Source organism: Paenarthrobacter sp. NPDC090522 (genome assembly GCF_044769225.1).
GTDB lineage: Bacteria > Actinomycetota > Actinomycetes > Actinomycetales > Micrococcaceae > Arthrobacter.
Genome location: NZ_JBIVXL010000006.1, coordinates 238614 through 252836 on the forward strand (window position 1 = coordinate 238614; position 14223 = coordinate 252836).

Genomic DNA, 14223 nt, shown 5'->3' on the forward strand with positions numbered 1-14223 from the left:
GCTTGGGGGTGATCCAATTGGGATCGCTCAGAACAGGGCGGACATGTGAATAGGAACCCAGGGATCATTAGGCTGTTTCTGGGCTCAGGAGAGGAAACTCTAGCCAGACACTCGCCTAGCCACCGCAGCCGGTACGCGCCTTGGCTGCGACTTCCCTGCATCGGACAGCAAGGAATTCTTGGTACGCGGCTGTGAAGGCGGTTTCGTTGGACAGATCTGAAGCTTTGAAATTGAGTGGAGCGTCACTCAGAGCCGGGGGCAGCGTACCAGCCACGTCTACGTGCGCTTTCCATGCGTCGTCGCTGCCGTAGACGTAGACTTCATTTGCCTGCTTTTGGAAGCGTGACCTCGCGGTCATGAAGGCAGAGAATGCTCCGGACACGTCAGACGGTGCCGTGCGTGCAAATAGGTCCGAGGCGGCGGCTCTGTAGCCGACAGCAGCGTCGAGATACTCGCGGTAAGTGGTCTCCTTTTGTTCACGCGCCTTTTGGTCGTCCGCTTTGCTTTGCTGTTGTCTGGCGATGTCCAGCGAAGTGTTGGATGAAACTGTGGCGCCCAAGATGGCCGATCCCGCGCTAATTACTCCGACGAGGATTGCCCCCAGGGTAGCGGTGAGGGCTGGGTGCTTCTCAACCCACAGCGGCTTCGACCTTTGACCGTCAGGCGGCCCAATGTGCTGACTGCTTTGCCGGTGGACCTGCGAGCAGCGGCCGAAGCCGACCGGAGAGGTGCCGATTTGATGTCCTTTGATAAAACTGTGGTGTTGGCTCCCCAGCGATGCGGTGGGGCCCGTGCCTCTTAACATTCAGATTCTAACCAAGGTGCGCACGTGGTGTGTGCCCTGGTTGCTATTCGGACCTATATGCCTCACGGTTCTCTCCGTCGGTGCAAGGAATCGTAAGGTTGCAGCAGATGCAGGCTCACTCAAATCGAGGAGATGCACGCTTAACTAGGACGAAGCAGGTTGCGACGTGTCAACGTCAAATTTCTGATCGTTTGTGGGACTCTTTAGAGAGTCTTTGTCGGGTGTTGCCGCAGCGCTTCATGCGGCCACGGTAGTTTGGGGGAAGGTTTTGGGGCAACTAACCGAGAGCGAATTTGCACGCATACTGGTACTTCGACGAGCTCAAGTGGCGTGGTTTTTGGGAGCTGGTGCATCCGCCAGTGCGGGTGTCCCCACGGCCGGGCATATGATTGAGAATTTCAAAGCCTCTCTTTACGCGGCGGACCATCGGTTGTTTCGCTCCGACATTGATGCGGAAGATCCGCTATGGATAGAGCGTATCAATGCGTACTTTAACGGCGCTCGTGGCTTCCCATTGATGGGTGACCCAAAAGAGTATGAGGCGGCGTTTACGCGCATGTACCCCTCAGCTGCGGACCGACGCCGCTATATCTCGACAGCAGTTGAACTTGGCAGCCCGTCGTACGGACAACAAGTTCTCGGTGCGCTTTTGGCGACGGGCCAGACCCCTTTAGCTTTTACGACGAACTTCGATTCGTTGATTGAGCAGTCTGCAATGCGTGCGAACGATATTCTCGACATTGGGCAGCGGCTGCCGCTCCGAGTAGCTGCACTGACCAATTCTGACATTGCCCGTCGTTGCTTGGAACAAGGGGATTGGCCTCTACTCGTAAAGCTACACGGCGATTATCAATCAGACTCCATCAAAAATACAGAATCAGAACTTCGTGCCCAAGACGAAACGCTCGGACATGTGCTGACCGAATCCATGCGCAGATTCGGGCTGGTGGTAGCTGGTTACAGCGGGCGGGACGAATCTGTCATGGATGCCTTGGAACAGGTTCTTGAAACCCCCACACCGTATCCAAATGGTCTGTTCTGGGTTCGAAGATCTTCAACTCGACTGCTTCCTCGCGTCGAAAAGTTCCTGGAGTCAGCAGGGGAAGCAGGCGTTGAGACTTACGTCGTGGCTAGCGAGACTTTTGATGAGTTGTTGGGGGAGATTGCTCGTCACAAGGACTTCCCGTCGGCGCTTAGTAGGAAGATTGTTGAGCTACTTCCAACGCAGCAGGTTCAGGACGTGCAGTTGCCGGTTTTGGAGAACGGACAGTTCCCTGTCTTGCGCTTTAACGCACTCCCAGTCGTCGAACTCCCCGCACGCGTGATTACAGCGCAGACGTCCATTGAAAACAAAGACCTCCGCAATGCGTTGAAGATTGCGGGGGCTCGTGTTGACGCAGTTAGCAACGGTCAAGAGGTGTTCGCACTAGGTTCGGACACGGATTTGCGCAATGTAGTTGATAGGGGTGCTTCTCTAGTCTTTGGTAGCCGCGTTGCGGATCCAGGGAAGGACACGGTAGTCCACGGTCTATTGCTTCGATCGCTAGTGAGGGCTCTCGCGAATGGTCGACCCGTTCGTCCGTCCTTTCGTGACCGCGGGCATTTGCTCTACCTGACTGATCCTTCAAATGTGCGAAATGAAAACACCCGCGGCCAACTCACCATGGCTCTGGAACCATTCAAGAAGGTTTACGGGCCAGATCTTTATGGACGATTAACCCGTTACGGCAACCGTCAATACGCGGAGGGTGTGCGGCTACGTCTTGAGCCACGTCTGGGCAGGTGGTGGTTGTTGTTTGAGCCCTTCACATGGGTGGAGCGAGATCCTGATCGTCGTCGACCTGATCCGGTCTCCCCATGGATACGAGAAAGATGGTTCAAACGACGTAATAAGGACTGGGCCCAAATGGTGGGGGTCTGGGCGGCGTTCCTTGCGCCAGAGGAATTGACTTCAATGACTGCGTGGCCAGGTGACGAAAGCACGCGCTTCGTTATCAGCAAAACGACGGCGTGGAGCGTTCCCGGCCAAAGCGGGCTCTCATGATTGACTCTAAGCTTCCGCCCTATCGGGTACTGGATGAGCCGGCACTTGCATTTGATCCCACGAACGCGAACTCCGTCATGGTCCATCCTCTAAGAGGTTTGATGAAGTTTGGGCCGTACAGCAAGAAGATTCACGCCGTTCTAGGGACGACGTTGCGTGTAGCCACAATAGGTCCGCCAGGTTCTTACGAACGGGTTGGTACTCTCTTCCGCGAATTGAATCAGCCACAGAAGGCACAGGAACGGCCTGACTACCTTCCTGACTATCCAGGTATGTCGCATGCACTAGGTCTTGTTGTTGCTCCAGCTGCTGATCCACTGCACGCAACCCTGCCGGCCAAACTGGAAGACTTCGAATCGGGTGGTTTTGTTGGACAGGGGGTCGCCGAGTCGGTCCTTAGCGTACTTCGTCAATACGCAGCACTACGTGAGTCTTTCGACGTCGTTGCTATCTACCTTCCAAATGCTTGGTCGACCGCCTTTAGAGATGATAGGGGTTTTGACCTCCACCATTCAATCAAAGTTGGGGCGGCATCATTGGGGATAGCCACTCAGATCCTGAATGATGACGTCTGGAAATATCGCTGCCGCGCGTCCGTTGCGTGGCGTCTTAGTATCGCGTTGTACACCAAGTACGGGGGCACACCTTGGAAACTGGCGGAGAATGCTGCCGCAATCGACAGTGCATACATCGGACTGTCTTATGCCCGAAAGGGTAAGCCTGAAGCTGGCAGGTTTGTCACGTGCTGTAGTCAAGTCTTTGACGCGGACGGCGGTGGGATGCAGTTCGTAGCATTCGACGCTGGGGATGGCATCGACCTTCGCAACCCTTTCCTATCCACCGACCAGATGAGAAGTGTCATCGCTCGGAGCCTCGCGCTTTATCAGAGGAGGAAGGGAGGCGGGACGCCCAGACGAGTGGTTATTCATAAGTCCAGTGCTTTCACCGATGGGGAACTTCAGGGCGTTCGCGAAGCGCTGCTTGGCATCCCAGAGGTTGAGTGCGTCCAAGTACAGTCGAGCGTGTCCTGGCGGGCGGTGAAGCTCAACGCTCCTCGAGATCCAAGGAAGCCTGGGCCGCGTTCGCTGCCTGACGGCTACCCAGTGCGTCGCGGAACTGTTGTGCACTTGTCGGGACACGCCGTCCTCCTATGGACAGGAGGTAACACCCCGGATGCCCTGACGGGACGGAGCTACTTCCAAGGGGGGAACTCCATTCCTGGGCCCCTGCTTCTATCGCGATTTGCTGGCCACGGCAGCCTTGAGGAAATGGCGATGGACGTGTTAGCACTGACGAAGATGGACTGGAACAACGATGCGCTCTTTGATCCATTGCCCGTAACCCTTAAGTACTCACAAAACTTAGCGCAGGTAATTGCGCACGCCCCAGCGTTAACGAATGAGGCCTATCCGTATCGGCTATTCATGTAGACGCTTTGGTTGATAAGGCTCGTCCGCGCGCCTCATCACGAAACCCGAAGGTTCTGGGGTACTTGGACTGCAGCCCCGTCCTGGAAATCTAGAGGACGAACAGACCCAGCGCTAGACCTACCTAGGTCAGTATGGGTTCCTACAGTTCGAACGCAGCGTGACTGTTCAAACGTCCATGGAGTCATGTAGTTCCTTCCCTTCCCATCCATGAAGTCGTGAGCCCAATCAGCTCATTCCATTTGAAGACGACTGGATGGAGCACCAGATGTTTCTGGCAGCGGTGGATCCTGGGATCACACCAAACGCGAATTTCCCTTTTCTTGAGTCGTTGAAGCAGATCGGCGGGGGCATCCTCGTCGGCGCCTTCATCGTCATCGCCATCGTGGCGATTATCGGAGCCGCGATGCTTCTGGCCGGCAAGCTGAGCCAATCTTCGCGCTTGGCTTCCGGCGGTGGCGTGATTCTGCTGTGGACTGGTCCTGTCGCGGCCATCCTCGGCGGGATCAACGGCTACATCCTCTGGTCGCAGACGGCATTCCCGCTCGGTTTCTGAGCAGCCATGCCTGTCGATTGCGACCTCAACGGTTGGTGGCCGCCAGGATGCGGCCTCGTTTCGCAAGCGAACGACGGCATCCAAGGCTCCATCACATCCATCTTCGCCAACGTCCTCCAGAACATCGCTTCGTGGATGTGGGGCTTCATCACGGGCGCGTTCACGGTATCGGAGGTCGACGACTCCCAATGGACGGCCATCGGGGGACTGACCAACTGGTGGGTCATCGTCATGATGACCCCGCTCGTCGTGGTGATGATCATCCAGCTCCTGTCCGGTCTGCTCAGCCAACAGCCCCGACGACTCTTACGCGCTCTGATCGGGGGAGCGGCAGCGGTGCCGCTCGTGGCGGCGGCCGTCTACGTCGTCCGTCAGCTCACTCTAGCCAGCGACCAGGCCTCGGCGGCGCTCCTCGAATCGATCGGCACCGACCCCTACGTCGTGTTCATGCGCCTCTTCGGCTTCGAACGAGCCGTCGCTGGCTCTGACCGTGACTGGAACGTGGTCTCCCTTGCTCCAGGCAATCAGGGCGGCGCCGTCGGCGGAGCGATCGTGACGGTCATGGCTGTCGTCGTGGTGTGGATACTGGCGTTCATCCTCATGTGCTCGATGATTTTCCGCACCTTCGCACTCGCAGTCCTTGCCGCCGTTGCGCCCGTCGCCCTCATGATGCTGCCGTGGGAGAAATCCAAGGTCTGGGCCGGACGTTGGTGTGAAATCGTCGTCGCCCTCCTGCTGGCGAAACCTCTGGCCGCGACCGTCTTGGCAACGGCCATCAAGCTGTTTGCCGATTCGGAGTCGTTCGCCGGACTGGCTGCCGGCACGGTCGGCATGGTTCTTGCCTGCGGAGCTCCATTGATGGCGCTCCGGCTTGTCAGCTTCGCGGGAGGGGAACTCGCCGCAGCAGCTCAAGTCGCGGGCGGTGGACACGTCCTGTCGCGGAGTAACAACTTTGCCTCGCGTCAGGTCAGCCGACAACTCGGCGGGCGACTAACGATCGCGTCCATGATGGCCCGATCCTCAATTGCACGGCCTATTCCGTCGAGCCGTCGGGACATCCCCACTAGAGCCCTTCCGCCATCCGTGCCGCTGCCGCGGAGCCTTTCAAGCACGACGCCGGTACACCGCTCGGGCGGCGACGTCACCCTCATGGACGGGTCGTCGTCGGGCAGTTCCAACTCCAGCACCTCAGTCGTAAGGGGGCAGGTGGTCACTGACCATGACGTCAACACGAGTACGACCACGAACCGTGCTGGAGCTGGACCGAGCAAGGCAACATCCCCGGGCACCCAACCAACAACGCGGGCACCTGAAGTCAGATCTCCGAATAGCGGCTTGCCAGCGGCCGAACTGCCGCCGATCAAGCACAAGGACACCTACAAGCCACTACCTCCGGACAAGTCCAATGAGTGATGAATCGCGGGCACTGGAACCCGTCAAATTTCCCAGGTACGAACGGCGCGGAATCTTCATGGGGCTGAAGTGGTATCAGCTAGTGCTGGTAGCCACAGGCGTGCTCGTGGCGATTATTGCCTCGGCTGCGGGCGGTCCCAGCGGCCTCGTAGTGACAGCACCGATGTGGGTGACTCTGGTTTTGATCGGAGTTCTCCAGTACTCGCGGATTCCGTATCCGATTTGGGGCAGTCTCATCGTCCTGTTCTTCGTGCGGAGTGTTCTGGGGCAGACTCGCTTTCTGGCACGGCCAGAGCGTCCGGTCAAGGCCGGAAAGCTTGCTCTGCCCGGGGGCTTGGGCAACCTCAGGGTTCAGCCGCTTAGCCGCGGCGAGTGTGTGATCCTCGATGCGCCGGGCAAAGAAGCCATCGTCGTGCTCCGTTGTAGCACCCGATCCTTTGCTTTGCTCGACGACGATGACAAAGCCTGGGCTGCGCAAGCGTGGTCACGGGTGCAAGCGGGGCTGGCCCAACGATCTGACATCGCCCGCATTGCTGTCCAGGATTACACCGTTCCATATCCGTCGTCGGCGCTGCAGGACTTCTACGATCGGACTGTCACCGCTGTAGACGGCGAGCGCAGCTCGTGGGGGCAAATGGCCTACCAAGATCTGATCTCGGCAGCCGGGTCGGCGATGAGTCACGATGTGTTGCTGTCGCTTGTCGTGGATACGTCAAAGTCCCGCCGACGGATCAAGGAATCGGGCGGAGGGAAGAACGGGCTCGAACGCTTACTGCGTCTTGAGGTTGGCGCGATCACGACGTCGTTGGCAACTCACGGTGTCAGGGTTGATGAATGGTTGTCCGAGTCCAAACTGCTGGGAGTCCTTCGCGGAGCCTTCGATCCTGAGGCACTCGCGCGAGGATCCTCTAAATCGGAGCGTCAGCCTAGAGATGAGATGCAGCCACCGCGTCAGAGTTCCGGCCCCATGGCTGTCGAGGAGCACTGGACCTATCTTCGAAGCGACTCCGGGTTCCACCAGACGTTCTGGGTGGCTGAGTGGCCACGTCAGAAGGTGTATCCGGGCTTTTTGCATCCTCTGGTGTACGTCGGCGACTTCAGGCACACAGTTACCCAGGTCATACGTACCGTGCCGACGATTGAAGCTCTGCGTGATATTCGCTCTGCCCAAGAAGCGCACGAAACGCGAAGGCGTATCAACGCACGTTTCGATCGACCCACAACGCGAGAGCAGCGTGCCGAGGAAGAAGAAGTTTCCCAACGGGAAGAAGAGATCGTCGCGGGACACGGTGACGTTCGGCCTACGGCTTTCGTCACCATAACCGCCGAATCTTTGGAAGACCTGGCCCGCCATCGACATGAACTCGAATCAGCAGCGGCTGGTGCGTTCGTAGAACTGCGGTTGCTTGCCGGCCAGCAGTGGGCCGCTTTCATCGCTGGCGGACTTCCCTTAGGGCGGGGACTGCGATGAGCCTCAAGAACCAAGAGGTGACCTATACGCCGTCGGGCACGCGCTCGGAGCGGAAGGACGCCAAACGGGCGGTGGCAGCGGAAGCGGCTCCAAAGAGAAGGCGCCTGTTCCGCAGCGATGAGGACAAGACGGCGGAACAGCCGGACCGCGAGCGCCTGCGCGGTGACTGGGGGAGCCGGGAGACAAACTCGCTGTGGGGTCCCCATCGCTTGCGGCCAGCTCCGCACCGCGCTTCGACCATGACGTTCGCGGCCGCATACCCGTTCATCACGGAGTCCGGTCTGGGCCATGAAGGAACCTACATCGGAACGGATGTCTTTGGCTCCGGCGCCTTCTCGTATGATCCGTGGATCCTTTACGACAAAGGGATCATCAGCGGCCCGTCGATCGTCGTCATCGGCACGGTGGGGACTGGTAAGTCGATGTGCGGAAAGTCGCTAGTTGCGAGGTCCATAACTCTGGGCAGAAAGGCGGCCGTTGCCTCCGATCCCAAGGGTGAGTGGGTTTCGGTAGCCAATGCTGTGGGCGGCAAGGTGATTTCTGTTGGCCCGGGTCGGTCGGCGCGGGTGAACCCTCTAGATGCTGGACCGAGGCCGAGCTTGCTGACTGACACGCAGTGGAAGGCCGTTGTGCGGCAGCGGCGCCGGCAACTGCTCGTGGCTCTCGTGTCCCTCATGCGGCAGGGCACTCCACTGCACCCGGTTGAACACACGGCTTTAGACATGGCGCTGATGGAAACGACGGCGGAGAACTCGACGCCGACGCTCCCCATGGTGCTGGACCACCTGCTGCAGCCATCCCCGGAGACTCTGGCGTTGGTTGGCAGAAATGGGGGCGTCGCTGTTAGCCACTCGCTGAGGAGGACCGTATCGGGCGACCTGGAAGGAATGTTCGACGCTCCGTCCACTGTTGCCTTCGATGCTGATGCGCCGATGATGGTGATGGACACGTCGGCTCTGATCGGCGCCTCGGAGCAAGCGCTGTCGCTGGCTGCGGCCTGCAGCGCAACGTGGCTTGAGGCCGCGGTGACAAACCCCGACGGCGGCAAACGGCTTGTGGTGTACGACGAGGGTTGGCGGATGCTCGCCGACCCCTACATGTTGGCGAAGATGAGCGAGCAGTGGAGGCTCGCGCGCACCTACGGGATTGCCAACCTTCTGATCATGCACAAGGTCGCAGACCTCAACGAAATCGGCGACAGTACCAGCGGCCACAGGCAGAAGGCACTGGGGCTCCTGACCGAGGCAGACACTCGCATCATCTACCGCCAGAAACACGACGCCATGCGGCTGACCAAGGAGGCGCTGGGACTCACGGAAGCCGAGTGCGATCACGTGGAGAACCTGCCCAAGGGTGTCGGGTTGTGGAAGGTGGGGAACCGCTCGTTCATCGTGGCGAACCGGGTGACCACCGATGAGCTGGAGGTCTTCGGAACCGACGATCGGATGCACCTGTGAGGGCACGAACAGGGAGCACCAACCCAATGGTGTCGGTAGGTCTGTGGGCCATTGCTGGCTATGTGGTCTTTTGCTTTCTCGTCCAGGCAGCCGCCACTCTGGCGACGCCGCGGCAGTGCGGCGGCAGGCCGCCGTCGTTCTTCAATCCCGTAGCCGGCGTCGGCCTGTTAGTCAGCCGATCTGACTGGATCTCGCAGGAGTGTGCGCCTGACATGGCTGCAGTCTGGTGGATCGTGGGTGGCGTGCTGGTCCTGGTCGCGGCGCTCGCCGTTGGGGGAGTGCTCGGCTGGAGGATATGGAAACAATCCGGTGCGTGGCTCCGGCAGGACATCCTGAGCAGGGACGGCGTGGCCGGAAGGGCCGAGATTGTTCGCGACTTCGGCTCTCGAGCCGTCCGCCGTCGCGGCCTGTACACGCGTCCTGGGGTTAGTCGACCGAGTATCCAAGACGTCTCGTGGACGCTCGGGCGTTCGCGGGGCGTGACCATCCATGTCTCGACGGAGGAATCGATGGTTATTCAAGGTGAGCCTCGGTCTGGCAAGGGCCTGTATGTGGTCATCAATGCGATCCTCGATGCGCCAGGGGCGGTGGTCACGACGTCAACGCGTGCCGATAACTTGGTAGTGACTATGCGGGCCCGGATGAGTGATGGGCGGCCTGTGACGGTGTTTGATCCGCAAGGCATGTCGGGGCTGCCGTCCACGCTTCGGTGGTCGCCTGTGCGAGGGTGTGGGGATCCTGATATCGCAACCCGTCGAGCGTTGGTGATTACGGCAGATACTGAGATGAAAGGTGAGAATGCGGCGTGGCAGAAGCGCTCGCTGATCGTGTTGCAGTGTCTTCTCCACGCGGCGGCTCTGTCTGGCGAGGGTATTGCTGCTTTCCGCCGTTGGTCCTCCAGCCCGGTTCTGGCACGCGAAGCTTTGGATGTCCTCGGCCGCACGGGAGCTGCACTCGGTTGGCAGGCCGACTTGATGGGGATACTGGAGGACGATCCTCGCAACACGTCGAACTCTTGGATCGGAGTCTCTGCGGCGGTCGCACCGTTGTCCTCACCACGAGTATTGGCGGCGCTGAATCCGCAGGACGAAGCCCAGGAGTTCGACCCGAAGGCCTTTATCAGACAGCGGGGGACGCTGTATTTGATCGGCACCCGCTCCGGAGCTGCTGCAGCTGGTCCATTTCTCTCGGCATTGATCGACGACATCGACAATGCTGCTCGCGAAATGGCGTTCGTCTCGGCCGGCGGGCGACTGGATCCGCCGTTGTCATTGATCCTTGATGAGATAGCTAACCTGTCTCCGTGGCCCGGGCTTCCAGTGGTGCTCTCTGATGGTGGAGGCATTGGGATTTCTACTTTGGTGGTCCTGCAGTCTTTGTCGCAAGCCCGCAGTGGATGGTCGATCGAGGAGGCAGCCACGATCTGGGACTCCGCGATCATCAAAGTGATCTTCGGCGGCGGTTCTGACGAGCGTGACCTGCGCTCGCTGGCAGGCCTGTTGGGGGAGCGTAGCCTCATCATGAACACGCGGTCCTGGTCGGCTCAAGGGCGCCAGGACGGCGAACAGATCCGCGATACTCCGGTGATCCGCCTGGATGAGATCCGTCGTCTACCTGTTGGTACGGCCCTCATGCTCGGCAGAAGAACTCGACCCATACTTCTTGACCTGCGCGACTGGCACAAACGCAAAGACGCCGCGGAACTCGGCCGTTCGAAAGTTGAAACAGAGCGGGAGCTGGCTGCCGGTCACCTGACCCGGCAGGAATCGAACACTGAGGTTGACTCATGAGCACCCAGGCCGATGATTCCGACTTCGAAGTGGGCCGCATCTCTGACCTTGACGATGAACTGACGGCTGAGTTGTTTCGCTCGTCGTTTCAGCCCTCGCCCCGCACAGTGGGCGTCACTCGCCGCTGGCGGGACATGTCACGGGAACAGGCTGAGATTGCGTGGCAGAGCCTCTTTGACTGGGTTCGATGGCTTGTCGCCACCTATCAGCTGACCACCTCTGTTGTGCCTGATTGCTGGTGGCGGCATTCGGAACTGGTGGCCGAGCTCTACGCGCTGCAGCGGGCGGAAATGGCTTCATTTACTTCCGACGACTCGGGCTTCGGTCCCTTGGCCTTCCACGAAAGGCTCCCACACGCCGTCGAACGTCTCCGAACCCACACGAGAACCGCAGGGTGCGTCGGTCTGCAGAGCCACAAGGAGCCGGTCACCAGGGTTGTACCAGCGGAACCGGCCTTCGATGACTGGAAATTGAGCGCCCATCAGTTTGGATCCTGATCCGGTCATGGCGTCCTGGCCCGGACCGGAAATGGATAGGTGATCCCTTCTCAGGGCTGACTCAGAAGCACGAAGGATGGCTGTCGTGGCCGCTACACCTGAATCTAACCCTCACCTGCCTGGCGGGACGGACGACGTCGGCCTTCCGCCGACCCGTCGAATGTCACCTGAAGAGCGCATCGCGAGTCTCACTGCAGGACTTCACACTGCCCTTGAGCAAGCTATTGAGTCGCCGGCTCGATGGCAGGTTTTGCTAGATGCCTCAGCCACTTTGTGGCGTTACTCAGGGGGCAACGTCGCCCTGCTAATGGCGCAGATGGCGCAGCGTGGTGCCGAGGAACCGACTCTCGTTGCTGGCTACAAAGAGTGGGCGCGTCATGGGCGGACCGTGCTGCGGGGCGAGCACGCGCTCTGGGTGATCGCACCGCGGACTGCTTCCATGCAGGAGTTGAAGTTGGCTGATGGTCAGCGGAAGCTGCTGCCCGTGGCCCAGGCAGCGCCGGTTGATGCGGTCAGTCTTGGTAAGAAGAGCGTTGTCACGGGCTGGCGAGGGCAGGCAGTCTTTGACGTTACCCAAACCGAGGGAACGCCGATCCTGGTGCCGCGCGGGGGCGTTGAATCCGGGGAAAACCTGGGCGAACTGTGGCGGTCCTTGTGTGACGTCGCGAAGGAGCGCAGCTTCCGGGTTGAGGTCTCAGGCGTCCAATACGGCTACACGAGCGGCTACACCGACTTCGATTCTCGTCGGATCCAGGTTGGCCTGTGGATGAGCAGCGAGGAGCGGGTGGCGGTCCTTGCCCACGAACTAGGGCACGTCCTGTTGCATGGCCCGGAGGACAGTGTTGGTCGGCTCTACGGCAGCAGCGCGAACCATCGCGGCTTGGCCGAAGTGGAGGCCGAATCGGTGGCCTATACAGTCCTTCGTGCTCATGGCATTGATCGTGGGCCGCAGTCGGCCACGTATCTGGCTGGGTGGGCTGACGCGGTCATCAGAACCGAGAAGGAGCTGCAGGAGGGCCGTGCTCCGACGTCGCGCGTGGACATCGCCAAGTCTGTGCTGGGGCGAGTAACGGCGGCAACCAAAGGCATTCTCGCTATTTCGGATCCTCCTGGGTTTGGTGGGAAGTTCGCTGCTGTCAGGGCTTCGCCCGCTGTCACGGCTTCCTCTACCTACGCTGGTGTGCCCGGGCCGGGTGCCTCGATGCCTGGCCCGGAGTTGGCGGGTCCCTGATCCATTCAGATGTCCGATGGGAGAGGCCCATCGGCGAAGGAAGGTAGATCGACCATGAACACAAAGATTCCCATCACCATCGCTGGCAATCTTGTCGCGGACCCGGAGCTCACGATCGGGGAGTCCGGAACGCCGCACGCGAAGATCCGGGTCGCCGTGAATCAGCGCATCCAGAATCCTGACGGCACCTGGCGCGACGGCGAGCCCGTCTTCCACAATGTGTCAGCATTCCGCATGCTGGCAGAAAACGCGGCTACATCTCTCAAGAAGGGGGATCCGGTAACTGTCTCGGGCGAACTGGAGTTCCGGTCGTACGACAAGGACGGCGAGCGCCGCGAGGCTCGACGCATTATTGCTGACACGATTGGTCCTGATCTTCGGTTTGGGACTGCTACCTACCAGCGTTCTGCACGTGCCGTGACGGAACCAGAAACCACTGTAGAGGCGACCGGTCCGGAGGCTACGACCGCGACCGGCTGGCCGGTCTACAACGTGACGACCAAAGGTCCGGTGGTGTCGTCCCCTTTCGGCGGGACTCCGGGGAGTGAGATGTCGGCCTGATTTCGGTCCTTCAACTCGCTGCCCACGTCGCATGTCGGTGACGTGGGCAGCACTCTGTCTAACGGCGAATCCCTTGTATTCGAATATATGTTCTAATCTTGATCTATGAGACCGAAGCAAGACTCCATCGCTTTCGCACGCATGATGGCCCAGATCGAGGCCGACGACAGTCACCCCAAACCGGACGACGGCAAGATCATTGACCTCGACCTCGGTAAGCAGCCGTTGGTCCGCGTGGGCGAAATCTATGGTCGGGCCATCAAGTACACGAGGTCGTTTGGGTTGGTGGAGTGGGTGGATGACCGGCGGGTCTATCACGTGGATTGGTTCCCGGCTGGGCAGATCAAGCGGGTGGACCAGGAATCATGGAGGGGGCGTCCGCTCTAAGCGCACCCTGTCTTAGTGCTGGAACTAGCGAGTACGCGCCTTTTACGGAGGAGGGTCTCTTCCACCGATCAGAGCTGCGGCGCCCACGTAAGGACGTGGTCAGCGGCTATGGAGTAGGTTGCGGGCCAGGGGGTGCCGGGTCGCACCTGCTCAGGGTCAGGTCGGATTAGCAGTACGGAGCCAGGCCAGATCGGGTCGGGGAGTGCTTCGAACCACGCAGGCTGGACGTAGTCGAAACGATTCCAGCGGATGGTGATCCAGGCTCCCGTCGGCTGTGGGGAGTCGACGCTGATGACGGTCACTTCGGTGGTGGTCGCAGCGCCGTGCTTCAGGGTTTCCAGTCGTTCCCATTGCGCGCTGCTCTTATTCGTCCACACGCGGTAGTCACGGACTCGCCGGTACCAGAAGAAGGACAGCACAAGACCTGCAGTCACGACGACTACTAGGACCCAGCCAGTTGCCGGAAAGGCAAAGGCCATCGCAGCAACAACGACGGCAAGGGACAGCGTCACCACGCTTGTGACGATCAGAGCGGGTGTCGCGACCTTCGGTTTGAGTACTGGATTCCCTTGCATGCCTTGCTC

The 14223-nt window shown here is 59.9% G+C and carries 13 protein-coding genes; 11 read left to right on the forward strand and 2 right to left on the reverse strand.

Annotation, left to right across the window (positions count from 1 at the left end; genetic code table 11):
- Positions 1 to 115: 115 nt before the first annotated feature.
- On the reverse strand, positions 116 to 559 hold the full coding sequence (locus ACIQT2_RS10055; protein WP_402945955.1) for a hypothetical protein: 444 nt from the start codon (positions 557 to 559) through the stop codon (positions 116 to 118).
- Positions 560 to 1190: 631 nt separating this feature from the next.
- Between ACIQT2_RS10055 and ACIQT2_RS10060 the strand changes: the two genes are divergently transcribed.
- The 11 genes from ACIQT2_RS10060 (at position 1191) to ACIQT2_RS10110 (ending at position 13639) form a co-directional block, all read left to right on the forward strand.
- Complete coding sequence (locus ACIQT2_RS10060; RefSeq protein WP_402945957.1) at positions 1191 to 2849, forward strand: SIR2 family protein; 1659 nt, start codon at positions 1191 to 1193, stop codon at positions 2847 to 2849.
- A complete protein-coding gene (locus ACIQT2_RS10065) occupies positions 2846 to 4279 on the forward strand; it encodes a hypothetical protein (protein WP_402945959.1) in 1434 nt (477 codons plus the stop codon). The genes ACIQT2_RS10060 and ACIQT2_RS10065 overlap by 4 nt, the downstream gene beginning before the upstream one ends.
- Before the next feature lie 253 nt (positions 4280 to 4532).
- Positions 4533 to 4832, forward strand: a complete 300-nt coding sequence (locus ACIQT2_RS10070) for a hypothetical protein (RefSeq protein WP_056625817.1) — start codon at positions 4533 to 4535, stop codon at positions 4830 to 4832.
- A gap of 6 nt (positions 4833 to 4838) precedes the next feature.
- Complete coding sequence (locus ACIQT2_RS10075; RefSeq protein ID WP_402945961.1) at positions 4839 to 6245, forward strand: type IV secretion system protein; 1407 nt, start codon at positions 4839 to 4841, stop codon at positions 6243 to 6245.
- Positions 6238 to 7716 (forward strand): SCO6880 family protein, encoded by a 1479-nt coding sequence (locus ACIQT2_RS10080; protein ID WP_402945963.1) that lies wholly within the window; start codon positions 6238 to 6240, stop codon positions 7714 to 7716. The genes ACIQT2_RS10075 and ACIQT2_RS10080 overlap by 8 nt, the downstream gene beginning before the upstream one ends.
- Positions 7713 to 9173, forward strand: coding sequence for an ATP-binding protein (locus ACIQT2_RS10085; protein ID WP_402945965.1), 1461 nt, complete (start codon positions 7713 to 7715; stop codon positions 9171 to 9173). Before ACIQT2_RS10080 ends, ACIQT2_RS10085 begins: the two co-directional genes overlap by 4 nt.
- Before the next feature lie 26 nt (positions 9174 to 9199).
- Positions 9200 to 10963 (forward strand): type IV secretory system conjugative DNA transfer family protein, encoded by a 1764-nt coding sequence (locus ACIQT2_RS10090; RefSeq protein ID WP_402945967.1) that lies wholly within the window; start codon positions 9200 to 9202, stop codon positions 10961 to 10963.
- The gene (locus ACIQT2_RS10095; protein ID WP_402945969.1) at positions 10960 to 11460 is read left to right on the forward strand and encodes a hypothetical protein; all 501 of its coding nucleotides are present in this window, start codon (positions 10960 to 10962) and stop codon (positions 11458 to 11460) included. The genes ACIQT2_RS10090 and ACIQT2_RS10095 overlap by 4 nt, the downstream gene beginning before the upstream one ends.
- A gap of 160 nt (positions 11461 to 11620) precedes the next feature.
- Positions 11621 to 12691, forward strand: a complete 1071-nt coding sequence (locus ACIQT2_RS10100; RefSeq protein ID WP_402945970.1) for an ArdC-like ssDNA-binding domain-containing protein — start codon at positions 11621 to 11623, stop codon at positions 12689 to 12691.
- Positions 12692 to 12745: 54 nt separating this feature from the next.
- The gene (locus ACIQT2_RS10105; RefSeq protein WP_402945972.1) at positions 12746 to 13252 is read left to right on the forward strand and encodes a single-stranded DNA-binding protein; all 507 of its coding nucleotides are present in this window, start codon (positions 12746 to 12748) and stop codon (positions 13250 to 13252) included.
- 105 nt (positions 13253 to 13357) lie between these two features.
- Positions 13358 to 13639, forward strand: a complete 282-nt coding sequence (locus ACIQT2_RS10110) for a hypothetical protein (protein WP_402945974.1) — start codon at positions 13358 to 13360, stop codon at positions 13637 to 13639.
- Positions 13640 to 13707: 68 nt separating this feature from the next.
- Here ACIQT2_RS10110 and ACIQT2_RS10115 read toward each other — a convergent pair whose 3' ends face one another.
- Positions 13708 to 14214 (reverse strand): hypothetical protein, encoded by a 507-nt coding sequence (locus ACIQT2_RS10115; RefSeq protein WP_402945976.1) that lies wholly within the window; start codon positions 14212 to 14214, stop codon positions 13708 to 13710.
- Positions 14215 to 14223 lie beyond the last annotated feature (9 nt).

Coding starts and splice junctions, on each gene's coding strand:
- ACIQT2_RS10060 (WP_402945957.1), top strand. CDS start 1,191: ATGATTGAGAATTTCAAAGCCTCTCTTTACGCGGCGGACCATCGGTTG.
- ACIQT2_RS10065 (WP_402945959.1), top strand. CDS start 2,846: ATGATTGACTCTAAGCTTCCGCCCTATCGGGTACTGGATGAGCCGGCA.
- ACIQT2_RS10070 (WP_056625817.1), top strand. CDS start 4,533: ATGGAGCACCAGATGTTTCTGGCAGCGGTGGATCCTGGGATCACACCA.
- ACIQT2_RS10075 (WP_402945961.1), top strand. CDS start 4,839: ATGCCTGTCGATTGCGACCTCAACGGTTGGTGGCCGCCAGGATGCGGC.
- ACIQT2_RS10080 (WP_402945963.1), top strand. CDS start 6,238: ATGAGTGATGAATCGCGGGCACTGGAACCCGTCAAATTTCCCAGGTAC.
- ACIQT2_RS10085 (WP_402945965.1), top strand. CDS start 7,713: ATGAGCCTCAAGAACCAAGAGGTGACCTATACGCCGTCGGGCACGCGC.
- ACIQT2_RS10090 (WP_402945967.1), top strand. CDS start 9,200: ATGGTGTCGGTAGGTCTGTGGGCCATTGCTGGCTATGTGGTCTTTTGC.
- ACIQT2_RS10095 (WP_402945969.1), top strand. CDS start 10,960: ATGAGCACCCAGGCCGATGATTCCGACTTCGAAGTGGGCCGCATCTCT.
- ACIQT2_RS10100 (WP_402945970.1), top strand. CDS start 11,621: ATGTCACCTGAAGAGCGCATCGCGAGTCTCACTGCAGGACTTCACACT.
- ACIQT2_RS10105 (WP_402945972.1), top strand. CDS start 12,746: ATGAACACAAAGATTCCCATCACCATCGCTGGCAATCTTGTCGCGGAC.
- ACIQT2_RS10110 (WP_402945974.1), top strand. CDS start 13,358: ATGAGACCGAAGCAAGACTCCATCGCTTTCGCACGCATGATGGCCCAG.
- ACIQT2_RS10115 (WP_402945976.1), bottom strand. CDS start 14,214: ATGCAAGGGAATCCAGTACTCAAACCGAAGGTCGCGACACCCGCTCTG.